The organism is Mycobacterium sp. UM_CSW (genome assembly GCF_000455205.1).
Lineage (GTDB): Bacteria > Actinomycetota > Actinomycetes > Mycobacteriales > Mycobacteriaceae > Mycobacterium.
In genome coordinates this window covers 14,629-38,308 of record NZ_AUWQ01000008.1, presented here as the reverse complement: position 1 = coordinate 38,308, position 23,680 = coordinate 14,629, and the positions used below count along the sequence as shown (strand labels likewise).

At 69.2% G+C, this 23,680-nt stretch carries 21 protein-coding genes; 11 read left to right on the top strand and 10 right to left on the bottom strand.

Features of this window, described 5'->3' with window-relative positions:
- Window positions 1-125: 125 nt before the first annotated feature.
- The 4 genes from N415_RS03610 to N415_RS03595 form a co-directional block, all read right to left on the bottom strand.
- Entirely contained in the window at window positions 126-728 is a 603-nt protein-coding gene (locus tag N415_RS03610; protein ID WP_068102659.1) for a hypothetical protein, read from the bottom strand.
- A gap of 104 nt (window positions 729-832) precedes the next feature.
- Window positions 833-1,318, bottom strand: coding sequence for a (2Fe-2S)-binding protein (locus N415_RS03605; RefSeq protein WP_068177301.1), 486 nt, complete (start codon window positions 1,316-1,318; stop codon window positions 833-835).
- On the bottom strand, window positions 1,311-2,210 hold the full coding sequence (locus N415_RS03600) for a xanthine dehydrogenase family protein subunit M (protein WP_068177299.1): 900 nt from the start codon (window positions 2,208-2,210) through the stop codon (window positions 1,311-1,313). The genes N415_RS03605 and N415_RS03600 overlap by 8 nt, the downstream gene beginning before the upstream one ends.
- On the bottom strand, window positions 2,207-4,543 hold the full coding sequence (locus tag N415_RS03595; RefSeq protein ID WP_068177297.1) for a xanthine dehydrogenase family protein molybdopterin-binding subunit: 2,337 nt from the start codon (window positions 4,541-4,543) through the stop codon (window positions 2,207-2,209). Before N415_RS03595 ends, N415_RS03600 begins: the two co-directional genes overlap by 4 nt.
- A 52-nt stretch (window positions 4,544-4,595) precedes the next feature.
- Between N415_RS03595 and N415_RS03590 the strand changes: the two genes are divergently transcribed.
- Complete coding sequence (locus N415_RS03590; RefSeq protein ID WP_068177295.1) at window positions 4,596-5,156, top strand: NTP transferase domain-containing protein; 561 nt, start codon at window positions 4,596-4,598, stop codon at window positions 5,154-5,156.
- Here the strand turns inward: N415_RS03590 and N415_RS03585 are convergent.
- The 4 genes from N415_RS03585 to N415_RS03570 all read right to left on the bottom strand — a co-directional run bounded on the left by N415_RS03585 (window position 5,135) and on the right by N415_RS03570 (window position 10,309).
- Window positions 5,135-6,583 carry an amino acid permease gene (locus N415_RS03585; protein WP_068177293.1) on the bottom strand — a complete coding sequence of 483 codons (1,449 nt, stop codon included), beginning with the start codon at window positions 6,581-6,583 and terminating at the stop codon, window positions 5,135-5,137. The two genes, N415_RS03590 and N415_RS03585, sit on opposite strands and share 22 nt — an antisense overlap.
- Window positions 6,584-6,666: 83 nt before the next feature.
- Window positions 6,667-7,866 (bottom strand): cytochrome P450, encoded by a 1,200-nt coding sequence (locus N415_RS03580; protein ID WP_068177291.1) that lies wholly within the window; start codon window positions 7,864-7,866, stop codon window positions 6,667-6,669.
- Window positions 7,863-8,819 carry an amidohydrolase family protein gene (locus N415_RS03575; RefSeq protein WP_068177288.1) on the bottom strand — a complete coding sequence of 319 codons (957 nt, stop codon included), beginning with the start codon at window positions 8,817-8,819 and terminating at the stop codon, window positions 7,863-7,865. Before N415_RS03575 ends, N415_RS03580 begins: the two co-directional genes overlap by 4 nt.
- A complete protein-coding gene (locus N415_RS03570; RefSeq protein ID WP_068177286.1) occupies window positions 8,819-10,309 on the bottom strand; it encodes an aldehyde dehydrogenase family protein in 1,491 nt (496 codons plus the stop codon). The genes N415_RS03575 and N415_RS03570 overlap by 1 nt, the downstream gene beginning before the upstream one ends.
- A 130-nt stretch (window positions 10,310-10,439) precedes the next feature.
- Here N415_RS03570 and N415_RS03565 point away from each other — a divergent pair, with 130 nt between their 5' ends.
- From N415_RS03565 to N415_RS03540, 6 genes are all read left to right on the top strand, one after another.
- Window positions 10,440-11,354: a LysR family transcriptional regulator gene (locus N415_RS03565; RefSeq protein WP_068177326.1), complete on the top strand. Its 915-nt coding sequence runs from the start codon at window positions 10,440-10,442 to the stop codon at window positions 11,352-11,354.
- A 396-nt stretch (window positions 11,355-11,750) separates the two neighbouring features.
- Window positions 11,751-13,619, top strand: a complete 1,869-nt coding sequence (gene dnaK / locus N415_RS03560; RefSeq protein WP_068177283.1) for a molecular chaperone DnaK — start codon at window positions 11,751-11,753, stop codon at window positions 13,617-13,619.
- Entirely contained in the window at window positions 13,616-14,254 is a 639-nt protein-coding gene (gene grpE / locus N415_RS03555) for a nucleotide exchange factor GrpE (RefSeq protein WP_081665051.1), read from the top strand. The genes dnaK and grpE overlap by 4 nt, the downstream gene beginning before the upstream one ends.
- Before the next feature lie 54 nt (window positions 14,255-14,308).
- Window positions 14,309-15,487, top strand: coding sequence for a molecular chaperone DnaJ (dnaJ, locus tag N415_RS03550; protein ID WP_068102680.1), 1,179 nt, complete (start codon window positions 14,309-14,311; stop codon window positions 15,485-15,487).
- Window positions 15,487-15,879, top strand: a complete 393-nt coding sequence (locus N415_RS03545) for a helix-turn-helix domain-containing protein (RefSeq protein WP_068102682.1) — start codon at window positions 15,487-15,489, stop codon at window positions 15,877-15,879. Before dnaJ ends, N415_RS03545 begins: the two co-directional genes overlap by 1 nt.
- 8 nt (window positions 15,880-15,887) lie before the next feature.
- A complete protein-coding gene (locus N415_RS03540) occupies window positions 15,888-16,424 on the top strand; it encodes a hypothetical protein (protein ID WP_239645438.1) in 537 nt (178 codons plus the stop codon).
- A gap of 11 nt (window positions 16,425-16,435) precedes the next feature.
- On the opposite strand, the gene N415_RS03535 is transcribed toward N415_RS03540, so the two are convergent.
- Both N415_RS03535 and N415_RS03530 read right to left on the bottom strand, forming a co-directional pair.
- Window positions 16,436-17,326, bottom strand: coding sequence for an aldose 1-epimerase (locus tag N415_RS03535; RefSeq protein WP_068177279.1), 891 nt, complete (start codon window positions 17,324-17,326; stop codon window positions 16,436-16,438).
- 13 nt (window positions 17,327-17,339) lie between these two features.
- Window positions 17,340-18,491: an FAD-binding oxidoreductase gene (locus N415_RS03530; RefSeq protein WP_068177277.1), complete on the bottom strand. Its 1,152-nt coding sequence runs from the start codon at window positions 18,489-18,491 to the stop codon at window positions 17,340-17,342.
- 125 nt (window positions 18,492-18,616) lie between these two features.
- On the opposite strand from N415_RS03530, the gene clpB reads away from it, so the two are divergent.
- The 4 genes from clpB (at window position 18,617) to pyrE (ending at window position 23,524) form a co-directional block, all read left to right on the top strand.
- Window positions 18,617-21,163, top strand: a complete 2,547-nt coding sequence (gene clpB, locus N415_RS03525) for an ATP-dependent chaperone ClpB (protein WP_068177275.1) — start codon at window positions 18,617-18,619, stop codon at window positions 21,161-21,163.
- A gap of 178 nt (window positions 21,164-21,341) precedes the next feature.
- A complete protein-coding gene (gene ttfA / locus N415_RS03520; protein WP_068177273.1) occupies window positions 21,342-22,190 on the top strand; it encodes a trehalose monomycolate transport factor TtfA in 849 nt (282 codons plus the stop codon).
- Window positions 22,191-22,224: 34 nt separating this feature from the next.
- The gene (locus tag N415_RS03515) at window positions 22,225-22,995 is read left to right on the top strand and encodes an SDR family oxidoreductase (protein ID WP_068177270.1); all 771 of its coding nucleotides are present in this window, start codon (window positions 22,225-22,227) and stop codon (window positions 22,993-22,995) included.
- Window positions 22,982-23,524, top strand: coding sequence for an orotate phosphoribosyltransferase (pyrE, locus tag N415_RS03510; protein ID WP_068177268.1), 543 nt, complete (start codon window positions 22,982-22,984; stop codon window positions 23,522-23,524). Before N415_RS03515 ends, pyrE begins: the two co-directional genes overlap by 14 nt.
- Window positions 23,525-23,680: the final 156 nt, after the last annotated feature.

The following is a 23,680-nucleotide window of genomic DNA, read 5'->3' as shown; positions in this document are numbered from 1 at the left end:
ACCACATGTGAGACATCGCCCAAAGGTGGCGCCGTCGGTCCAGAATTCCAGCTCACGTCGTCTCAAATGTTGGTCTCAGAAACAGCTGTCTCGATCACGGGCTGACGCGAGTTACTTTCCAAAGCTCAGAAAGTCGTGACCTTCTCGACGCTGACGAACATGCCGTGGTGAGTGCGGTCGTTGGTGAAGCGGGTGCCCTGTTCGGTGGCGACGATCGTCCAGCCCTGAGCCGCGTAGGTCTTGTAGTCGATAGTGACGGTCGGGATGGCGCCCAGGTTGCCCAGCACCCACTGCACGTTGCCGGCGGAACTGATGCTGACGCCGTTGGCGTGCTCACCGTCCTGCAGTGGGGAATTGGTGAACGGCGCCTCGCAGCCGACGGTCTCCTTGTTGATCTGGCAGCGCGTCACGCCGGACTTGGTCTCGATGAAGACGTAGCCGTTGTGGTCCGGCGGCAGCGGGATCACCCCGGCCGGTGGTGTTGTCGGGCTGGCCGGGCCGGTCGGGCTCGTCGACGGGGCCGGGCTCGTGCTGGTCGGCGCCGGCGTCGTCGTGGTCGGCCGCGGCGTGGGGAAGGTGGGCTCCGTCGGCCCGGTCCCGGGGGTGGCGACCGGCTTGCCGTCGATCAGCGAGCTGCAGCCCGAAACCAGTGCGGGGCCGGCGAGGACTGCCGAGAGCAGCAGCGAGCCGCCGGCCAGCCTTCGCCGCGCCTTTTGCGATAACTGCACGCGCCGCTCCCCGAAAGTCTTCGATTTCAGCGCTTAGAGTACGCAAGGAGCGGCGAAATGCACTGTAACTACGCCGTTATCGATGCAGAGCCGATGACGCAGGTTTACCGCTGCGTGACCGATCCCAGCTCGGCCGCCCGATGGGCCGCGGCGACGATGCCCTGGTAACCCGTGCAGCGGCAGAAGTTACCCGACAGTCCCTCGCGTATCTCGTCGTCGGTGGGGTTGGGGTTGTCGCGCAGCAACGCGGTGAGCGTGGTCACGAAACCCGGCGTGCAGAAGCCACATTGCAGCCCGTGGCACTCCCGCAGCGCGGCCTGCACCGGCGACAGGGTGCCGTCGGGCGACGCGATGCCCTCGACCGTCGTCACCTCCGTGCCGTCCGCCTGGACCGCGAACATCAGGCAGGACCGCACGGCGTCGCCGTCCACCAGCACCGTGCACGCGCCGCAGGCGCCGTGTTCGCAGCCGAGATGGGTGCCGGTGAGCCCGCACCGCTCCCGCAGGAAGTCGGCCAGCGTCATGCGCGGTTCGACGCTGGCCGCGATCGGAGTCTCGTTGACCGACAACTGAACCGGCTGTTCATGCATGGCTTGTCTCCCCGAGTGCTTCCGCTGTGGCCTCATTCAAGGCCTGTGTCCAGGCGCGCGCGACCATGGTGGCACCGACCTGGGTGCGGTAGGCCGCCGAGCCCTGCAGGTCGGTCGGAACGTCGTCGAGGCCGGTCATCGCAGCCCGGCCGATCTCCTCGGGCACCAGCTCGCCGACCGGCTTGCCGATCACCGCGGCCTCGGCCGCCGTGGCGCGCCCGACCGTGGGGCCCAGGCCCAGCAGCCCGATGCCGCAGCGGGACACCCGGTCGCCGTCGTCGAGCTGGACGGCGACCAGCGCGCCGGCGATCGCGAAATCGCCATGGCGGCGCGCGAATTCCTGCACGGAAAACCCGGACCTGCCGTCCCACACCGGGAACCGGACCCCGGTCAGCACCTCGTCGGGTTCCATCGTGGTCTCCCACAGGCCGGCGAAGAAGTCCGCGGCGGCGATCTCGCGCCGCCCGCGCGGGGAGAGGACCTCCATCACCGAGTCCAGCGCCAGCGCGGCCGCCGGGTATTCGCCCGCGGCGTCGGCGTGCGCGATCGACCCGCCGAGGGTGCCGCGGTTGCGGATCTGGAAGTGCCCGACAAACGGGGTCGCCCGGGTTAGCAGCGGAACCGATTGGCGCACTTGGGCATCCGCACCGACGGTGGACTCGGTGGTTCCGGCCCCGATCCACAATTCGTCGCCCCGGCGCTCGATGCCCCGCAGCTCGGAAAGCCGGGAAATGTCGATGAGGTGATCGAAGTAGGCCAGCCGCATCGCCAGCATCGGCACCAGGCTCTGGCCGCCCGCGATGATCTTCGCCTCATCGCCCAGTTCGGCGAGCAGCGCGACGGCGTCCTCGACGGTGTCGGGGCGGTGGTAATCGAACGAGGCGGGCTTCACCGGTTCGCCTCGCTCAGCAGCGACGCGATCGACGCGGGGCTGGCGGGCAGCCGGGTGACCGTCACGCCCAGGGGTGCGAGCGCGTCGTTGATCGCGTTGATGACCGCCGGCACCGAGCCGATCGCCCCGCCCTCGCCGGCGCCCTTGTAACCGCCGGGCCCCGGGCCGGGGATCTCCACGTGGCCGAACTCGATGGGCGGGACCTCGGTGGCCGTCGGCAGCAGGTAGTCGACGAATGTCGTTGCCAGCGGGTTGCCGTCGTCGTCGTAGGCGAGGTCCTCCATCAGCGCGCCGCCGATGCCCTGCACCGTCCCGCCGGCGATCTGACCCTCCACAATGGTCGGGTTGATCATCGGCCCGACGTCCTCGCTGACGATGTAGCGCAGCAGCGTGACCTTGCCGGTGGCGACGTCCACCTCGCAAGTGCAGGCGTGCGTCGCGTTCGACCACAGGATGGGGGCCTTGGCGACGTAGCGGGCGGTGGCCTCCAGCTCGGGCGACATCCCCGGCGGCAGCGCTTGCGGCGAGTAGTACGACAGGTAGGCCAGCTCGCCGAACGTCACCTGCTTCGACGGGTCGCCCCGCACGACGGCGGTCGAATTCGCCAGCTCCACTTCGGATTCGGGCACCTTCAACTGGTGCGCCGCCAGCGCCACGATCTTCTCGCGCAGAATGGCGCCCGCCTCCGCGACGGCCCCGGCGGTCATCGGGCCGCTGCGGCTGCCCTGCGTCCCGGCTCCGTAGGGCGTGACCGCGGTGTCGCCCTGGATGGTGGCGACGTCATCGATGTCGGCGCCCAGCGCGTCGGCGGTCAGCTGAATGACGGTAGTCTCCAAGCTGTTTCCGCTGGAGCCGCCGTTCACGTAGACGTTGATCTTGCCCGTCGGCTCCATCCGGATGGTGCAACCCTCGGTCGCCAGGTGGCCCGTCGCCGCTCCGGTCGGCTCGATGTAGGCCGAGAACCCCAGGCCCAGGTAGCGGCCCTGCGCCAGCGCCTCGCGCTGTTCCTTGCGAAAGCCTTCGTGGTCAAGGAGTTTCACGGCCTGCTCGAACGTCTCGCTGGGGGCCACGTGGTCGTACGGCATGCCGTTGGGGTTGAAGTAGGGCATCTCGTCGCGGCGCAGCAGGTTGCGCCGGCGCAGCTCAACCGGGTCCATGCCCATCTTGCGGGCGGCGATGTCCAGCAGGATTTCGCGCGCCAGCGTCTCGTACTGCCACGGGCCGCGGTAGGCGGCCAGCCCGCTGGTGTTCGTGAAGACCGTCTTGTAGTTGAAGCTGGCCTTGGGCACGCGGTAGGGCCCGGGGAAGAACATGCCGATGGCGGCCGTGGTCAGCACCGGGTAGGGCGTCGGGTAGGCGCCGACGTCCTGGACGAAGTCGATGTCGGCGGCCTGGATGTTGCCGTCTTCGTCGAACGCCATCCGGCCCGTGCCATCGACATGCCGGGCCTGGCCGGCCGACATCAGGTTCTCGCGGCGGTCCTCGATCCACTTCAGCGCCGCCGGCACCTTGCGGGCGGCCAGCATGATGCACATGTCCTCGCGCATCGGGACCACCTTCTGGCCGAAACCGCCGCCGGTGTCGCGCATGATGACCCGAACCCGTTGCGCCGCAATCCCTAACAGGCGCGCGCAGAACGCGCGTAGCTCGTGCGGGGTCTGCGTGGACGCCCACAGGGTGAGCTCCTCGGACGCGGCCTCCCACTCGACCACCAACCCGCGGGTCTCTATCGGCACGGGCGCGTAAATCTGTTGGTAGATGTTCTCTTTCACCACGCATGCCGCGGAGGCGAACACCTCTTCGTCCGGCGGGGCGCCGCCCATCCCGCCCGCGACGTTGTTCGCGTAGGCGTCGTGCACCAGCACGTCCGAGGACTGCGCGCGGGCGAGGTCGGTGATCGCGGGCAGCGGCTCGTAGTCGACGTCGACCAGCTCCAGCGCGTCCTCGGCGATGTAGCGGCTCTCGGCGACGATCAGCGCGACCGGGTCGCCGACGAACTTCGCCTCGCCCTCGGCCAGCGGCGGGCGGGGCGTGTCCGGCACGTCCTTGCCGGCCACGGCGTGCCAGGCCTCCTTGACGTCGGGGTTGAGATCGGCGGCGGTGAAGACCGCGCGCACGCCGGGCAGTGCCAGCGCCGCCGACGCGTCGATGCCGTTGATCCTGGCGCGGGCGAACGGGCTGCGCACGAAGCAGGCGTGCAGCATGCCCGGGCGCGAGATGTCGTCGACGAACCCGCCGCGGCCGGTCAGCAGCCGAAGGTCCTCCACCCGCTGCACGCGGGTGCCCGCGTATCGCGGGGTCGTGGCCGTCGCCCCGTGCGCGTCTCGAGTCATTGCGCTCCATCCGGTTGTCGCCTTACGAGAACCTCGATGCCATCATAGGAGAGTGGCGTTATCACAGTCGAGGCCTGTCGGCGTCCTGCTCGCCGCGGGCGAGGGACGCCGGTACGGACGGCCGAAGGTGCTGGTGGAGGGCTGGCTGGACGCCGCGATCGGGGCGCTGCGCGATGGCGGCTGCGACGACGTCGTGCTGGTCCTGGGCGCCGCGTCGCCGGCGTGGGGTGCGGCGGCCCCGTCGGGCGTAACCCCGGTCTTCGTGCCGGACTGGCGCAACGGGCTGAGCGCCTCGGTGCGCGTCGGGCTGGCCGAGGCCGGCCGCATGGGCGCCGAGTACGCGGTGCTGCACGTCATCGACACTCCCGACGTCGGTCCCGCCGTGGTGGCGCGGGTCCTCGACCGCGCATGGGCGTCGGACAGTGGCCTGGCCCGCGCGTACTTCGGCCAGCGGCCGGGCCATCCGGTGGTCATCGCGCGCCGGCACTGGCCCGACGTACTCAAGCAGCTAAACGGGGATCGGGGCGCGGGGGAGTACCTGCGCGACCGGTCCGACGTCGAGGCCGTCGACTGCGGCGACCTCGCCGGCGGTCAGGACATCGACGAACCCTGAGCGGGGGTGGCCGGGGTGACGGTGTCCTGCGCGGCGGTCACCCGATGCCGGACCAGGAACCAACCGCCGATGAGCGCGGGGACGCCGACGACGGTCGCGCCGATCAGGTACGGGCCCTGCACCTTGTCGAAGAACATCAGGACCACCACGCCGACCAGGAACGCCAGCGTGAGGTAGCCGCTGTACGGCGACAACGGCATCCGGAACTTCGGGCGTTCCACCCTGCCGGCCTTTGCCAGCCGGTAGAACTGCAGCTGGCTCGCCACGATCGTCCCCCAGGCGAACACGATGCCGATGGCCGCGATGTGCAGCACGATCTCGAACGCCTGGCTGGGTTTGACGGCGTTGAGCACGATGCCCAACAGACCCACGGCGCTGGTGAGCAGGATGCCGCGGTACGGCACGCCCCGCTTCGACATCGGCGCGGTGAACTTCGGGCCGCTGCCGTTGATCGCCATCGACCGCAGGATGCGGCCGGTGGAATACAGCCCCGCGTTCAAACTCGACAGCGCGGCGGTCAACACCACCACGTTCATCACGCTGCCGGCGCCGTGGACACCGGCCTTGGAGAAGAACGTCACGAACGGGCTGACGTTGGCCTTGTAGGCGGTGTAGGGCAGCAGCAGACCCAGCAGCACGGTCGAGCCGATGTAGAAGACCGCGATGCGGAATACCACCGAGTTGATCGCGCGCGGCATGACCTTCTCCGGGTTGGCCGTTTCCCCGGCCGCGATGCCGACGAGTTCGATTGCGGCATAGGCGAACACCACGCCCGAGGTGACGAGCACCAGGGGCAGCAGACCTTTAGGTACCAGCCCGCCATGGGTGTCCCACAGGCCGGGGCCGGTGTCGTGACCGTCGATCTTGAAGCGCCCCACCAGGAAGATGGTGCCGACGACGAGGAACGTGACCAGCGCCAGCACCTTGATCAACGACGCCCAGAACTCCAGCTCGCCGAAGGCCTTGACCGAGATCAGGTTCATCGACAGCACCACCAGCAGCGCGAACAGTGCGATCGTCCACTGTGGGATGGCGTGGAAAATCCCCCAGTAGTGGCAGTAGTGCGCGATCGCGGTGGTGTCCACGATGCCCGTCATCGACCAGTTGAGGACGTACATCCAGCCGGCGACGTAAGCCAGCTTTTCCCCGAAGAACTCACGGGAGTACGACACGAACGATCCCGACGACGGGCGGTGCAGCACCAGCTCGCCGAGCGCGCGCAGGATCAGGAAGACGAAGATGCCGCAGACCCCGTAGACCAGGAACAGCCCGGGCCCCGCCGAGGCCAGCCGTCCGCCGGCGCCGAGGAAAAGCCCGGTGCCGATGGCGCCACCGAGGGCGATCATCTGAATCTGGCGGTTTTTGAGGCTCTTGTGATAGCCCTCGTCCTCGCGGGCGAGCCGCTCGGCGGCACTGTCTGGTGGCATCGAGCTCCTGCCGTGGTGGCTCCGGGGAACGCTCAGGCTAACCCATGATCGCGCCGCGTGCCCACCAACATTTGGCGAAGTTTTTACCGGCCCAGCAACCGCTCGGCGGAAGCCCGTGCGCACCGGGGCCGGCTGCTTGGCTTGTCGCAGCCACGAGCCTTTGGACCGGAGCTGTCCCAGCGCAGCGGCAGGCGGCTTGGCATGATGGCGCCACCTGGCGTGAAGGTGAAGCTCGGCACGAAGCCTTGTTCCAAATGGAAACGCGGCACGGCGCGTAACCATTGAGCCACGATCACACTCAGTTCCGCGCGGGCAAGGGCCCTTCCCAGGCAGCGATGAACGCCGCCCCCAAAACTCCGGTGTGGCCCTTCGCCGTCATTGAGGTTGGCCGTCGCCAGGCACAGGCGGACCACACTCCCCGCCGGAATCGTGACGCCTGCGATCGTGACTTCTTGTGTGGTGAAGCGTCCGATGAACGGCAGTGGAGTCTCGAGTCGCACCACCTCTTCGGCGAACGCCCGGATTTGGTCGGGATTTTCGCGAAGTCGGTCTCGTAGCTCGGGATCGCGGGCCAAGAGAAGCAGCGCCGACCCGATGGCCGCCTGCATGCCGTCCTGGGCGAAGCAAAGAAGGGCATAGAACCCGATCACTTCGTCTTCGGTGAGGGGGTCGTCACCGGTCAGCAGCCGCGACGCGAGGGAAGGCCGCCCGACGCCGCCGATGGCCTCGACAAGATAGGTGAGCAGCTTAAAAGCGGGGGGCGATCCGGGCGTGTCCCAGTCGACCGCCTCCGCCCAGGCGGCCAGCTTTTCTCGGTCGTCCCACGGGAGCCCACACAGCGTCACCAACACACCGAAGGGAAACGGGTGGGCGATGGCACTGATCGCCTCACAGGCACCGACGGGCGCGACGGCGGTGACGAGCGCTGCCGCCTGGGCGCACAGCGCGGGTCGAAGCTTGCTCACCGCCTGAGGGCTGAAGTGGGGCCGCAATATCCGACGCAAGCGCGTGTGCTCGGGCGGGTCATAGGCAAGCGGGACGGGTATCGGCAGCGATCGGACTCCCGCGCGGGATGGCGCGAGCTGCTTCCTTCGTGAGGCGAATACCACATGGTTGCGCAGTGCCGCACGCACATCCTCGCCACGGGTCACGTAGTAGAAGCCGCTGAGATCGAGGAACACTCCACCCGCGCGCAGCTCGCGCCAGTAGTCCCTCGGCTCTTTGGCGATGAGGAACCTACTGTCGTCGACGAACGGCGGCGGCAGCGGGGCGAAGCCGGTCACCTGGTCAGGCCCAGCAACCGCTCGGCGTTGCGGTGGCTGATCAGCGCCCGGTCGTCGTCGCTCAGCGGCAGGCCGTCGAAAAAGTCCCGGGCGGCGCGCATCGACCCGAACGGGTAGTCGGCCGAAAAACACACCCGCCCGATGCCGACCTGCGCGACCAGGTTGGCGTAGGTGGCCTGGTCGTTGAAGTTGGCGAAGGTGTAGTTCAGGTTTCGCCTCAGATAGGTGCTGACGGGATGCTGCAGGCCGGTCAGGTGGGGCTTCAGCGTCGCGTCGAACCGCGGCAGCATGAACGGGATCGCCTCGCCCATGTGCCCGATGACGACCTGCAGCTCGGGGTACCGGTCGAACACGCCGCCGAGGATCAGCCGCAGCACGTGGGTGCCGGTGTTGATGTGCCAGCCCCATCCGACGGTGGCCAGCGTGAACGTCACCTGGTCGGAGAATCCCGCGTAGCTGGACTTGATGACGCCCGCCGGCGGGATGGTCGGGTGCAGGTAGATCGGCACCCGCAGCGCGGCCGCCCGCGACAGGACGGGGTCGAAGAACGGATCGTCGAGGTAGCGACCCTGGCTGTGCCCGTTGATCACCGCGCCGACGAAGCCGTGGTCGCGCACCGTGCGCTCGAGTTCGCCGGCGGCCTCTGCGGGTGCGCTGATCGGCAGGGCGGCGAAGCCCGCCAGCCGCCCCGGGTATCGCCCGACCGCCTTCGCGAGCTCGTCGTTGCATTCGCGGGCCAGCCGAACGGCTTCCGGCCCGTCCAACTGTTCGACGCCCGGCGCGGCCAGCGACAGCACCGCCACGTCGACGCCGGCGTCGTCCATCGCCGCGATCCGGCCGTCACCCAGATCGCTGATCGGTTCGACAATGCCGGTGCGCGACGCCAGCCAGCGGCCCGGGCCGTTCAGGAATTCCGTTGTGGCGTAATGCTCTTCGAGTGCAATCGTCCGCATCAGCCGGCCAGCACCCGGGCGGCGGCGCTCCAGTACGTCAGCTGGTCGCGATCGGAGGCCAACCGGATCGTCTTGCTGTAGCCGTACTCCGCCAGCGTTTCCTGGGCGTGCTCGCGGCCGAACCCGCTGTGCCCGACGCCGCCGAATCCGGTGCCGATGGAAATCCGCTGATAGTTATTGACGAAGACGGCCCCGGCCCGGATCCGCCGGCTGACCCGCAGGGCGCGATCGCTGTCCTGGGTGAACACCGCCGCGACCAGTCCGAAGGGCGTGGCGTTGGCGATGCGGACCGCCTCGTCCTCGTCGGTGAACGGCATGAGGGTGACGACGGGACCGAAGATCTCGTCGCGAGCCACCCGCATGGCGGGGGTCACGCCGGTCAGGACCGTCGGCGCGACGTAGAAGCCGTCGGCCAAGCGGGGATCGTCGGGCAGCGGTGCCTGGGCGGCGATGTGGGCGCCTTCGGCCACGCCGATCCGCAGGTAATCGAGGACCTGGTTCTGCTGCTTGCGGGTGACCAACGGCCCGACGTCGGTCGCCGGGTCGGCGCCGTCGCCCACCCGCAGCCGGCCCACCGCGGCGCACAACTTAGCCTCGAACTCCGCATAGACGCTGTCCTGCACCAGGATTCGCGACGCCGCGGTGCAGGCCTCGCCCTGGTTGAAGAAGCCGCCGTCGACCGCGGCCAGCAGCGCGTCGTGCAGGTCGGCGTCGTCGAACACGACCAGTGGGTTCTTTCCGCCGAGTTCCATCAGCGTCGGGGTGAGGTTGCCGGCCGCGGTGCGCAGCACCGCCGCTCCCGTCCGCGGCGATCCGGTGAAGGAGACCTTGCCGACCAGCCGATGACCGGCCAGCGCGGCGCCCACTTCACCCCTGCCGGGCACGGCCTGGACTACACCGTCCGGCAGCACCGACTGGATCAGCTCGACCATCCGCAACACCACCGAGGGCGTCTGCTCCGGCGGTTTGAGCACGACGGCGTTGCCGACCGCCAGCGCCGGCGCGACCTTCCCCGCGGTGTGGATCGGCGGCCAGTTGAACGGGACGATGCACGCGATCACGCCGTACGGCTCCAGCGTGGTGACGTCCAGGACGGGGCCGTAGTCGCGGGCCTGGCTGGGCAGCGCCTCCACCATGGCGCCGAAGTACTCGAAGATGGCGATCGCGGCTTCCACGTCGAAGTTGCGCGCCTGCGTGATCGGCTTGCCCATCTCCAGCGTCTCGAGCGCGGCGATCTCGTCGGCGTGGGCGCGGATCACCTCGGCGACCTGGCGCAGGTATCGGCCACGCTCGCGCGCGGGGCGTTGCTTCCAGCGCAGGTGCGCGGCGTGCGCCCGGCGGACGGCCTGGTCCACCTCGTCCGGTCCGGCGCCCTGGACGACCGTGACCGTCTGGCCCGTCGCCGGGTTCTGCACGACGAACTGGTCGTCGGTGGACGCCGAGGACCACCGGGTCCGGGTTCTGGTCAGGGTGGGGCCCTGCAAAGTCATAACGCGCACCGTCCAAATTGAGGGGGGTTGGGATCGACGCGACCCAATTGCGAACCGTAAATCGGCCGGACCGTCAGACGCCAACGAAAATTCCTGATGGGAGCCATCACCGACGGTGATAATGGGCTCCGTGGAGCTTCGCCAGTTGGAGTATTTCCTCGCTGTCGCGGACAACCTCAGCTTCACCCGGGCCGCCAAGAGATTGCACGTCGTCCAATCCGGGGTGTCCGCCACCATCAAGGCCCTCGAGCGTGAACTCGGCGCGGAGCTGTTCGTCCGGGGGCCGGCGGGCGTGACGCTCACGCCGGCGGGACGCGAGCTGGAGCCGCACGCCCGCGCCACCATCGACGCGGCCCGGGCGGCCAAGGACGCCGTCGCCGCCGGCGGCGGCTCCGTCGGCGGGACCGTCAGGCTGGGAACGCTCATGTCGGTCAACAACATCGACATGCCGAGGCTGCTGGCCGAGCTGCGTGCCCGGCATCCCGGCGTGCTGGTCCAAATTCGTTTCGCCCGGGCCGGTTCGGCGGGCCTGGCGCAGCAACTGCGCGACGACAGCCTCGACGTCGCCCTGCTTGTTTTCCCCGACGGGCCGCCCACCGACCTGCACACCCGGCTCGTCGCGGCCTATCCGCTCCTCCTGATCGTCCCGACGGATCACCCACTCGCGAGCCGCGAGTCGGTGTCGTTGGCCGAGCTGGCCAGGATGTCGTTCATCGACGGCCCGCCGGGCTACGGCAACCGGGCGGTGGCCGACCGGGCCTTCGCGACGGCCGGGGTGCAGCGCACGGTCGCCCTCGAGGTCGCCGACATCGCCACCACCGCGACCCACGTCCGAAACGGCTTGGGCATCGGGTTCTTGAGCCGGTTCATCCTCGACGAGATCGGCGACGACGGCCTGGCGACGCTGCGGATCTCCGACTACGACCTGTGCTGGCGCCTGTACGTCGCGATGTCGGCGGCGCGCCCGCCCAGCGCCGCCACCCGCGCGGTGTTCTCGCTGATCGAGGAGATGATCCCGGAGCCCGGCGCGTCGAGTGTGAGCTGACGGCGTTCAATGTGAGCTGACGGCGCGATTCCGGGCGATTTTCCGCCCTGGCGCACCACGCAAAGCCCTCAATTCACACGCAATGGGCACCCGGGAACGAGCGATCTGTCGAATGAGCGGCGGCCGCATCGAGTGTGAGCTGAGGGCGTTCAATGTGAGCTGACGGCGGGAGTCCGGGCGATTTTCCGCCCTGGCGCACCACGCAAAGCCCTCAATTCACACGCAATGGGCACCCCGGGAACAAGACGGGCGCGCCCGCCGTTAGCATGGTCAACAAGTTGAGCGAAGCAGACTCAAGGCTGGGTTGACACCACGACGCCCGCGAGGGCAGGCTTGAGCGGGGTTCACTCAGCATAGTGGCACCAATAAAGCTCTACGTAATCAGGAGGAATCACTATGGCTCGTGCGGTCGGTATCGACCTCGGGACCACCAACTCAGTCGTCTCGGTCCTCGAGGGCGGCGACCCCGTCGTCGTCGCGAACTCCGAGGGTTCGCGGACCACACCTTCGATCGTCGCGTTCGCCCGCAACGGCGAAGTGCTGGTCGGCCAGCCCGCCAAGAACCAGGCGGTGACCAACGTCGACCGCACCATCAGGTCGGTCAAGCGGCACATGGGCACCGACTGGTCCGTCGAGATCGACGGCAAGAAGTACACGGCGCAGGAGATCAGCGCCCGCGTGCTGATGAAGCTGAAGCGCGACGCGGAGGCCTACCTCGGTGAGGACATCACCGACGCGGTCATCACCGTGCCCGCCTACTTCAACGACGCCCAGCGTCAGGCGACCAAGGAGGCCGGCCAGATCGCCGGCCTGAACGTGCTGCGCATCGTCAACGAGCCCACCGCCGCGGCGCTGGCCTACGGCCTGGACAAGGGCGAGAAGGAGCAGACCATCCTGGTCTTCGACCTCGGTGGCGGCACCTTCGACGTCTCGCTGCTCGAGATCGGTGAGGGCGTGGTCGAGGTTCGCGCCACCAGCGGTGACAACCACCTCGGTGGCGACGACTGGGACGACCGCGTCGTCGAATGGCTCGTCGACAAGTTCAAGGGCACCAGCGGCATCGACCTGACCAAGGACAAGATGGCGATGCAGCGGCTGCGTGAGGCGGCCGAGAAGGCCAAGATCGAGCTCTCGAGCTCGCAGAGCACCTCGATCAACCTGCCCTACATCACCGTCGACGCGGACAAGAACCCGCTTTTCCTCGACGAGCAGCTGACCCGCGCCGAGTTCCAGCGCATCACCCAGGACCTGCTGGACCGCACCCGTGCGCCGTTCAAGTCGGTGATCTCCGACGCCGGCATCTCGGTGTCCGACATCGACCACGTCGTGCTGGTTGGCGGTTCCACCCGCATGCCCGCGGTGACCGAGCTGGTCAAGGAGCTCACCGGTGGCAAGGAGCCCAACAAGGGCGTCAACCCCGACGAGGTGGTTGCCGTGGGCGCCGCGCTGCAGGCCGGTGTGCTCAAGGGTGAGGTGAAAGACGTTCTGCTGCTTGACGTTACGCCGCTGAGCCTCGGTATCGAGACCAAGGGCGGCGTGATGACCAAGCTCATCGAGCGCAACACCACCATCCCGACGAAGCGCTCGGAGACCTTCACCACGGCCGACGACAACCAGCCGTCCGTGCAGATCCAGGTCTATCAGGGTGAGCGCGAAATCGCCTCGCACAACAAGCTGCTCGGCTCCTTCGAGCTGACCGGCATCCCGCCGGCCCCGCGCGGCGTCCCGCAGATCGAGGTCACCTTCGACATCGACGCCAACGGCATCGTGCACGTCACGGCCAAGGACAAGGGCACCGGCAAGGAGAACACGATCAAGATCCAGGAGGGCTCCGGCCTGTCCAAGGAGGAGATCGACCGGATGATCAAGGACGCCGAGGCGCACGCCGAGGAGGACCGTCAGCGCCGCGAGGAGGCCGACATCCGCAACCAGGCCGAGACGCTGGTCTACCAGACGGAGAAGTTCGTCAAGGAGCAACGCGAGGCCGAGGGCGGCAGCAAGGTCCCCGAGGACACGCTGAACAAGGTGGACGCCGCGGTGGCCGAGGCCAAGTCGGCGCTGGCCGGCACCGACATCTCCGCGATCAAGTCGGCGATGGAGAAGCTGGGCCAGGAATCGCAGGCGCTCGGCCAGGCCATCTACGAGGCCACCCAGGCCGAGGCCGGCCAGGCAGGCACCCCCGGCGGCGAGGCCGGCGGCACGTCCGGCTCGGCCGATGACGTCGTGGACGCGGAGGTGGTCGACGACGACCGGGAGGCCAAGTGACCGACGCTAACCCCCAGGAACAGGTGACGGTCACCGACAAGCGGCGGATCGATCCGGAGACCGGTGAAGTGCGGCATGGCGCTTCCGGCCCGGCCCCCAGCGGGTCGGCGCCGGAGGCGTTTGCCGGCGAAAGTCCGGAGGAGGCCGGCAAGGCGGCCGAACTGCTCGGCGATCTGCAGCGGGTACAGGCCGACTTCGCCAACTACCGCAAGCGGGCGTTGCGCGATCAGCAGGCCGCGGCGGACCGGGCCAAGGCCGCCGTCGTCAGCCAATTGCTGCCCGTGCTGGACGATCTCGATCGGGCCCGCAAGCACGGCGACCTGGAAACCGGCCCGCTGAAGTCGGTCGCCGACAAGCTCGACAGCGCCTTGACCGGCCTCGGCCTCACGGCGTTCGGCGAGGAGGGCGAGGACTTCGACCCGGTGCTGCACGAGGCGGTGCAGCACGAGGGCGACGGCGCCGAGGGCTCCAAGCCGGTGATCGGCACGGTCATGCGGCAGGGCTACAAGTTGGGCGACCAGGTGCTGCGGCACGCCCTCGTCGGCGTGGTCGACACCGTGGTGGGCGAAGAACCGGTCCCGGCCGAAACGCAACCGTCCGACACGGTCGATAACGCCGACGGCTCCGGTGACTAAGCACGAGAATTACAGACGACAAGTAGATAGAGAAAGGTGAGGGGGTGACGCGGCATGGCCCAGCGTGAATGGGTCGAAAAGGACTTCTACAAGGAGCTGGGCGTCTCCTCTGACGCCAGCCCGGAAGAGATCAAGCGCGCCTACCGCAAGCTGGCGCGCGACCTGCACCCGGATGCGAACCCCGACAACCCGGCCGCCGGCGAACGGTTCAAGGCGGTGTCGGAGGCGCACAACGTGTTGTCGGATCCGGCCAAGCGCAAGGAGTACGACGAGACCCGCCGCCTGTTCGCGGGCGGCGGTTTCGGTGGCCGCAGGTTCGACGGTGGCAGCGGCTTCAGCTTCAACGTCGGCGGTGACGGCGCGGAGTTCAACCTCAGCGACCTGTTCGACGCCGCCGGCCGAAGCGGCGGCGCCAACATCGGCGACCTGTTCGGCGGCCTGTTCGGACGCGGCGCCAGTCCCCGGCCCAGCCGGCCGCGGCGCGGCAACGACCTGGAGACCGAGACCGAGCTCGATTTCGTCGAGGCGGCCAAGGGCGTCGCGATGCCGCTACGGCTGACCAGCCCGGCGCCGTGCACGAATTGCCATGGCAGCGGCGCGCGCCCGGGCACCAGCCCGAAGGTGTGCCCCAGCTGCAACGGCTCGGGCGTGATCAACCGCAACCAGGGCGCGTTCGGCTTCTCCGAGCCCTGCACCGATTGCCGGGGCAGCGGCTCGATCATCGAGCACCCGTGCGACGAGTGCAAAGGCACCGGCGTGACGACCCGCACGCGCACCATCAACGTGCGGATCCCGCCCGGTGTCGAGGACGGCCAACGGATCCGGCTGCCCGGGCAGGGCGAGGCCGGGCTGCGCGGCGCGCCGTCGGGCGACCTGTACGTGACCGTGCATGTGCGGCCGGACAAGGTCTTCGGCCGTGACGGCGACGACCTAACCGTGACCGTGCCGGTCAGCTTCAGCGAGTTGGCTTTGGGCTCAACCCTTTCGGTTCCCACGCTGGACGGCAAGGTAGGCGTGCGGGTGCCCAAGGGCACCGCCGACGGCCGGATCCTGCGCGTGCGCGGACGCGGTGTGCCCAAGCGCGGCGGCGGCAACGGCGACCTGCTGGTCACCGTGAAGGTCTCCGTGCCGCCGAACTTGGAGGGCGCCGCCCAGGAGGCGCTGGAGGCCTACGCGGCCGCCGAGCAATCCAGTGGTTTCAACCCGCGTGCGGGATGGGCAGGTAACCGCTGATGGCCAGGGGCTCACGGAATCCCAAGGAGGAGGCTCGGACCTTCCTGATCTCGGTGGCCGCCGAACTGGCCGGCATGCACGCCCAGACCCTGCGCACCTACGACCGCCTCGGGCTGGTCAGCCCGAGGCGCACTTCCGGTGGGGGACGCCGTTATTCGGAGCACGACGTGGACCTGCTGCGCGAGGTGCAGCGGCTGTCGCAGGACGAGGGCGTCAACCTGGCCGGCATCAAGCGCATCATCGAGCTGACCAACCAGGTGGAGGCGCTGCAGTCACGCGTGAAGGAGCTGACCGAGGAGCTGGCGCAGGTGCGCGCCGGCCAGCGCCGCGACATCGCGGTGGTGCCGAAGAGCACCGCGCTGGTCGTGTGGCAGCCGCGAAAGCCGCGCTAGGCGAACAAATGACTGGTCGCGGCATGGAAGTGATCACCGTTCACCCGATCGTCGAGACCCTGCTACAGCGATACCAACGCGAGCTGGGCGCGCAGCTGCCGACCTACCGCAATCACGTCTACCGCGGAATGAATTATCACCAACAGCTGCTCGCCGGTCCGGTCCCCGACTTCGCGGTTCTGGCTTGGGCCGCACACGATCTCGGGATCTGGACCGCGGGCACGTTCGACTACCTCGGGTCCTCGGCCGAGCTGGCCGCCGCGCACGCCGAAGAATTCGGCATCGACAACGTCGACGATGTGCGCACGCTGATCGTCGAACATCACCGGCTGCGGCCGTCGCACGACCGTATGGCCGAGGCCTTTCGGATAGCCGACCGTATCGACGTGAGCCGCGGTCTGCTACGTAACGGGGTCGGGCGCTCCGAGATTCGCTCCGTCGTCGCCGAGCTGCCGTATTGCGGCTTCCACGCGTTCCTCGCGAAGGGTCTGAGCCGCTACGCCGCCGGGCACCCGCGTCGGCCCTTCCCCATGATGCGGTGGTGAAAGTCGCTCGCTCACAACCGAATCGAGAACTGCGTAACCGCCGGGGCGCCCGGGCGTGCGGTCGAGTAACCGCCACGGCGCAGCGCGTCCGTCGGCGCGGTCATCGGCTCGAAGCACACGACCTCTTCGGCAAGCGGGGCGAAGATCTGCGCCGCCGGGTATCCCCGCTCGAAGTGCACCTCCAGCCGGCGGCCGCCGCCGGACACCGCGAACACCGCGCCCTCGCCGACCTGGTCGTAGGCATCGTCAAAAGCCTTGTCGCCCAAGGATTCTTCGGTCGCTGGCCGAGGTTCGGACTCGCCGGTGGGCAGCCCCCGCTCGTCGAGCCGCAGGTGCCGCAGCGGCGGCGTCTCGATCATCCACTCGCCGCGCGCAACGTCCGGCAGGCGCAGGTAGGGATGGAAGCCGAAGCACAGCGGAACCGCCGTGTCGCCGCTCGCGGTGACGGTGGTGCGCACCGTGAGCGCCCGGTCGGCCAGCCGCACCGCCACCGAGAGCACGTGCGGATACGGGAAGCTGGCGAGCAACCGCGGGTCGGCGCCGAAATCGACCTCGGCGGCCAGCTCGTTGTCCGACTCCGCCGTCACCCGCCAGCCCGGGTAGGCGGCCAGCGTGCCGTGGATGGGCAGCCCGTTGGGATCGGCGCGAACCCCGTTTTCCCCGGGCATCAGCGCCACCGTCACATCCTCGGCCGTGTAGGTGTTGGCACCCAAGCGATTTGCCCACGGATACAGGATCGGGATGCCCATCGTCTTGCCCGCCTCGACGTAGGCCTGCAGGCCGCGCCGTTGGCCGAGCAGCTCGGTGCCCGCGTCGGTCAGCGACGTGCCGATCATGCCGGCCTCCGGCACGAACTGCGCCGCCACCGGCGATGACGGGTCGGTCAGGGTCACGATGCGCATGGCTTACCTCGGTTCACCTGGACAGTGGGTCGTGCTGAATGCGTTCGGGCGGCGCGCCTTTGGCGATCAGGGCGGCCTTGGTCGCACGAACCATATCCGGTCCGCCGCAGATCAGGATCTGCCGGTCGCCCCAGCCGCCGTATTTGGTCACCACCTCGGGCAGGCGGCCGGTCTGGTGCACGTGCAGCCCGCGCGGCGGCGTGACGTCGGGATAGTCGGCCGCCCAGGACGGGTCGCGGCTGTACTCCGACACCGGCGACACGGACAGCCACGGATTGTGCTGGGCGACCTGCCACAGCGTGGGCAGGTCGTAGAGCTCGCAGCGGTAGCGGGCGCCGAAGAAGAGGTGCACCCGCGGGTTCACCGCGTAGCGGGACAGGTCCATGATCAGCGCGCGCAGCGGGGCCAGCCCGGTGCTGCCGGCCACCATCAGCACGTCTTCGCCGTCCCGGTCGACCCGCAGGCCGCCGTGCGGACTGGACAGCCGCCACCGGTCGCCGGGCCGCGTTTCGTTGACCACCGCGGTGCTGACCAGGCCGCCGGGGACCTGTCGGACGTGGAACTCGATGCCGCCACCGGGGTCGGCCGGGATCGCGGGGCTCAGGTAGCGCCACCGGCGCGGGCACTGCGGGACCTGAACGTCGACGTATTGCCCCGCGAAGTAGTCCAACGGGCGGTCCAGTTGCAGCCGCACGACGGCCAGGTCGCGCGAGACCCGAATGTGCTCGATGACCGTGCCGTCCATCCAGGCGGGTGCGTCGTCGGCGTCGGCGGCACCGCTCATCACCCCGGTGATCAGGTTGAGCGACTGATCGGCGGTCGCCGCGACGGAGTCGGTCCACGCGTCGCCGAGGTGGTCGCGAAGCGTCGCGTGCAGCGCGCGACGCAGCGTGCCGTAATGCGCCGGCAGCACGCCGAATTTGCGGTGATCCCGGCCGAGCTGGGCGAGGAAGGCCACCGGCTCGGTCGCGCGCTGCTCCACCAGCTCCCCGTACACCCAGTGCATGGCGTGGGCGAACGCGGCCCGCTGGACGTCCATCTCGGGCGGGAAAAGGTCGCGCACCGAGACGTCGAGGGCGAACCAGTGGGTATAGAACCTGCGGACGAGCTCATCCTCGAAGGCGTCGCGCAGCACCCGCAACGCGTCGCGGTCCTCCAGGCTCACGGGCCCCGATTCTAGGCGTCAAGGAAATTTTGTAGACTTGAGCGGAACACACTCAACCTTGACGGCGTTGAACATCACGACAAGCATTTTCATGCAGCCCTTTCTGACCTCAAACGGAGATAGTCGTGGACTCTTTTAACCCGACCACCAAGACGCAGGCGGCCCTGACCTCGGCCCTGCAGGCGGCCTCGGCCGCCGGCAACCCGGAGATCCGGCCCGCCCACCTGCTGTTGGCGCTGCTGACCCAGAACGACGGCATCGCCGCGCCCCTGCTGGAGGCCGTCGGCGTCGAGCCGGCCACCATCCGCGCCGAGGCGCAGCGGATCCTGGACCAGCTGCCCCAGGCCAGCGGCGCCAGCTCGCAGCCGCAGCTGTCGCGCGAATCGCTGGCTGCCATCACCACCGCCCAGCACCTCGCCACCGAGATGGACGACGAGTTCGTCTCGACCGAGCACCTGATGGTGGGGCTGGCCACCGGCGACTCCGACGTCGCCAAGCTGCTGACCGGCCACGGCGCGTCCCCGCAGGCGTTGCGGGAGGCGTTCGTTAAGGTCCGCGGCAGCGCGCGGGTCACCAGCGCCGACCCCGAGGCCACCTACCAGGCGCTGGAGAAGTACTCGACCGACCTAACCGCCCGGGCCCGCGAGGGCAAGCTCGACCCGGTCATCGGGCGCGACAACGAGATCCGCCGCGTCGTGCAGGTTTTGAGCCGTCGCACCAAGAACAACCCGGTGCTCATCGGCGAGCCCGGCGTCGGCAAGACCGCGATCGTCGAGGGCCTGGCCCAGCGCATCGTCGCGGGCGACGTGCCGGAGAGCCTGCGCGACAAGACCGTCATCGCCCTGGACCTCGGGTCGATGGTGGCCGGCGCCAAGTACCGAGGCGAGTTCGAGGAGCGGCTCAAGGCCGTGCTCGACGACATCAAGAACTCCGCCGGGCAGATCATCACGTTCATCGACGAGCTGCACACCATCGTGGGCGCCGGCGCGACCGGCGAAGGCGCGATGGACGCCGGCAACATGATCAAGCCGATGCTGGCCCGTGGCGAGCTGCGCCTGGTCGGCGCCACCACGCTCGACGAGTACCGCAAGTACATCGAGAAGGACGCCGCGCTGGAGCGCCGCTTCCAGCAGGTGTTCGTCGGCGAGCCGTCGGTGGAGGACACCGTCGGCATCCTGCGCGGCCTGAAGGACCGCTACGAGGTGCACCACGGGGTGCGCATCACCGACTCCGCGCTGGTGGCCGCGGCCACTTTGAGCGACCGCTACATCACCGCGCGGTTCCTGCCGGACAAGGCCATCGACCTCGTCGACGAGGCCGCCAGCCGGCTGAAGATGGAGATCGACTCGCGGCCCGTCGAGATCGACGAGGTCGAGCGCCTGGTGCGCCGCCTCGAGATCGAGGAGATGGCGCTGGAGAAAGAGGAAGACGAGGCCTCCAAGGAGCGGCTGGAGAAGCTGCGCGCCGAGCTGGCCGACCAGAAGGAGAAGCTGGCCGAGCTGACCACCCGGTGGCAGAACGAGAAGAACGCGATCGACGCCGTCCGCGAGCTCAAGGAACAGCTGGAGGCGCTGCGCGGGGAGTCCGAGCGCGCCGAGCGCGACGGCGACCTGGCCAAGGCCGCCGAGCTGCGCTACGGGCGCATCCCCGAGGTGGAGAAGAAGCTCGACGCCGCGCTGCCGCAGGCCGAGGCCCGCGAGAACGTGATGCTCAAGGAGGAGGTCGGGCCCGACGACATCGCCGACGTGGTGTCGGCGTGGACCGGCATTCCCGCCGGGCGGATGCTCGAGGGCGAGACCGCCAAGCTGCTGCGGATGGAAGACGAGCTGGGCAAGCGGGTCGTCGGGCAGCGCAAGGCCGTGCAGGCCGTGTCCGACGCGGTGCGGCGCAGCCGCGCCGGGGTCGCCGACCCCAACCGGCCGACGGGTTCGTTCATGTTCCTGGGCCCCACCGGTGTCGGCAAGACCGAGCTGGCCAAGGCGCTGGCCGACTTCCTGTTCGACGACGACCGGGCAATGGTCCGCATCGACATGAGCGAGTACGGCGAGAAGCATTCCGTCGCCCGGCTGGTCGGCGCGCCGCCCGGCTACATCGGTTACGACCAGGGCGGTCAGTTGACCGAGGCGGTGCGGCGGCGCCCCTACACCGTGGTGCTGTTCGACGAGATCGAGAAGGCGCACCCGGACGTGTTCGACGTGCTGCTGCAGGTCCTCGACGAGGGCCGGCTCACCGACGGGCAGGGCCGCACGGTCGACTTCCGCAACACCATCCTGATCCTGACGTCCAACCTCGGGTCGGGCGGCAGCGAGGAGCAGGTGATGGCCGCGGTGCGCTCGGCGTTCAAGCCGGAGTTCATCAACCGCCTCGACGACGTGTTGATCTTCGACGGGCTCAACCCCGAAGAGCTGGTGCAGATCGTCGACATCCAGCTTCAGCAGCTGGGCAAGCGGTTGGCGCAACGGCGGCTGCAGCTGGAGGTGTCGCTGCCGGCCAAGCGCTGGCTGGCGCAGCGCGGGTTCGACCCCGTCTACGGGGCCCGGCCGTTGCGCCGGCTGGTCCAGCAGGCGATCGGCGACCAGCTGGCCAAGATGCTGCTGGCGGGCGACGTGCACGACGGCGACGTGGTGCCGGTCAACGTCAGCCCGGACGGCGACTCGCTGGTCCTGGGCTAGTCGGCTGGGATGGCGGCGGGAAAATCCCCAGGATCCCGCCGCCAGCTCACACCCAAAGCCGTCAGCTCACACTCAACGCCGCGATGCCGACCCACTCGGCGCGCGCTGGCAAACCTTAATTTGCTTGTGACCAGGTCGCATTGTCTATTCCGGGCAGACAGCGGATACCCTGTGTGGGATGGTCCCCCTTTGGTTCACGCTGTCCGCGCTGTGCTTTGTCGGCGCGGGCGTGCTGGTGTACGTCGACATCGATCGGCAGCGGGGGCGTAGCAGGCGCCGCAAATCGTGGGCGCGGTCGCATGGCTTCGACTACGAGCGCGAATCGACCGACATCCTCAAGCGCTGGAAGCGCGGGGTGATCTCCACGGTGGGCGACGTCCCCGCCCACAACGTCGTGCTCGGTCAGATCCGCGGTGAGGCCGTCTACATCTTCGACGTCGAGGAAGTCGCCACGGTGATCGCGCTGCACCGCAAGGTCGGCACCAACGTCGTCGTCGACCTGCGCCTCAAGGGTCTGAAAGAGCCTCGGGAGAGCGACATTTGGCTGCTGGGCGCGATCGGGCCGCGGATGGTGTACTCGACCAATCTGGACGCCGCCCGGCGGGCCTGCGATCGGCGCATGGTCACCTTCGCGCACACCGCCCCCGACTGCGCCGAGATCATGTGGAACGAGCAGAACTGGACGTTGGTCGCCATGCCGATCTCCAGCACGCGCGCGCAATGGGACGAGGGCTTACGCACCGTGCGCCAGTTCAACGACCTGCTGCGCGTGTTGCCGCCGGTGCCGCAGGAGACCCCGCAGGAGGCCGGGGCGCCCGCGTTGCCGCGCAACGCCGCACCGAGCCGGCCCCTGGCGCCCGCCGGTCGCCTGGAGTTGTCGTCGCGGCGGCCGCAGCAGGACGTGTCGGGGTTGCTGGGCTCGGACGTTCAGGCCGGCCGACGCGCCACCGAGCCGCTGCGCCGGGACCAGGGCCGCCAGCCGCCGACCGGGCGCAACGGCCACGGGGCCAGTAACTACCAGCGCTGAGGCCGGCCGGGCCCGCGTCATTACACTGTCGCTCATGCCTCGCCCCGTAGCCCTGATCACCGGGCCGACGTCCGGGATCGGCGGGGGCTACGCACGGCGGTACGCGCGCGACGGCTACGACCTGGTCCTGGTCGCCCGCGACGTCGACCGGCTGACCAAACTGGCGGCCGAGCTCGAGGGCCAGGGCGGCAACATCGAGATCCTGCCCGCGGACCTGGCCGACGCGGCCGGCCGCGACAAGGTGGCCGAGCGGCTTGCCGCGGGGGTGCGGGTCCTGGTCAACAACGCCGGATTCGGCACGTCCGGCGAATTCTGGACGACGGATCCCGCGCTGCTGCAGGCGCAGCTCGACGTCAACGTAACCGCAGTGCTGCAGCTCACCCGGGCCGCGGTGCCCGCCATGGTCGCCGCCGGCGCCGGGACCGTCATCAACGTCGCCAGCGTCGCCGGAATGGTGAACGGCCGGTCGTCGACCTATTCGGCGTCCAAGGCCTGGGTGATCTCGTTCAGCGAGGGCCTGGCCGGCGCGCTGGACGGAACGGGAGTCGGCGTGCACGCCGTGTGCCCGGGCTTCGTGCACACCGAATTTCACGCCCGGGCCGGGATGGATATGGCCAAGCTGCCGCCGTTCCTATGGCTCGAGGTCGACGACGTGGTCGCCGCAAGCCTTGCCGACGTCGCCGCCGGCAAGGTGGTCAGCGTGCCGGGCCTGCAGTACAAGGCGATCGTCACCGCCGGGCGGCTGCTGCCCCGCGGCCTGGTGCGCAGCGCCGCGAAACGAGTGGGCGGTCGTGACCGCAGCTGACGCCCGCGAGGAGCTTTCCGATTTGGTGCGCCGGCTGTCGGTGGTGCACGGGCGGGTGACCCTGTCGTCGGGCAAAGAGGCCGACTACTACGTCGACCTGCGCCGGGCCACCCTGCACCACCGCGCCTCCGCGCTGATCGGCACGCTGATGCGCGAGCTCACCGCCGACTGGGACTACGCCGTCGTCGGTGGCCTGACGTTGGGCGCCGACCCCGTCGCGACCGCCATCATGCACGCGCCCGGGCGGCCCATCGACGCGTTCGTGGTGCGGAAATCGGCGAAAACCCATGGGCTGCAACGGCTTATCGAGGGATCCGAGGTCTCCGGCCGGCGGGTCCTGGTGGTGGAGGACACCAGCACCACCGGCAACTCGGCGCTGACCGCGGTGCATGCCGTGCAGGACGCGGGCGGCCAGGTGATCGGGGTGGCCACCGTGGTGGACCGCGCCACCGGCGCCGCCGAGGCCATCGAAGCAGAAGGAATTCCCTACCGCAGCGTGCTGGGCCTGGCCGATCTGGGGCTGGGCTAGGCCACGTTTCATGCATGCGCTGTCACATGTGCCACAGCAGCCTCTCGTCCGGGCGACTCTCGTTGTGCCCGCCTCGCAGCGACAAAGCACCGGGTCGCCCCGCCGCCGCCCAGTTGTCGCTCTGAGGCGGGCAAGTCGTCGATCCGTTCCCCGACC

Coding starts and splice junctions, on each gene's coding strand:
- N415_RS03605 (WP_068177301.1), bottom strand. CDS start 1,318: ATGCATGAACAGCCGGTTCAGTTGTCGGTCAACGAGACTCCGATCGCG.
- N415_RS03595 (WP_068177297.1), bottom strand. CDS start 4,543: ATGACTCGAGACGCGCACGGGGCGACGGCCACGACCCCGCGATACGCG.
- N415_RS03585 (WP_068177293.1), bottom strand. CDS start 6,583: ATGCCACCAGACAGTGCCGCCGAGCGGCTCGCCCGCGAGGACGAGGGC.
- N415_RS03575 (WP_068177288.1), bottom strand. CDS start 8,819: ATGCGGACGATTGCACTCGAAGAGCATTACGCCACAACGGAATTCCTG.
- N415_RS03570 (WP_068177286.1), bottom strand. CDS start 10,309: ATGACTTTGCAGGGCCCCACCCTGACCAGAACCCGGACCCGGTGGTCC.
- dnaK (WP_068177283.1), top strand. CDS start 11,751: ATGGCTCGTGCGGTCGGTATCGACCTCGGGACCACCAACTCAGTCGTC.
- dnaJ (WP_068102680.1), top strand. CDS start 14,309: ATGGCCCAGCGTGAATGGGTCGAAAAGGACTTCTACAAGGAGCTGGGC.
- N415_RS03545 (WP_068102682.1), top strand. CDS start 15,487: ATGGCCAGGGGCTCACGGAATCCCAAGGAGGAGGCTCGGACCTTCCTG.
- N415_RS03540 (WP_239645438.1), top strand. CDS start 15,888: ATGACTGGTCGCGGCATGGAAGTGATCACCGTTCACCCGATCGTCGAG.
- N415_RS03535 (WP_068177279.1), bottom strand. CDS start 17,326: ATGCGCATCGTGACCCTGACCGACCCGTCATCGCCGGTGGCGGCGCAG.
- ttfA (WP_068177273.1), top strand. CDS start 21,342: ATGGTCCCCCTTTGGTTCACGCTGTCCGCGCTGTGCTTTGTCGGCGCG.
- N415_RS03515 (WP_068177270.1), top strand. CDS start 22,225: ATGCCTCGCCCCGTAGCCCTGATCACCGGGCCGACGTCCGGGATCGGC.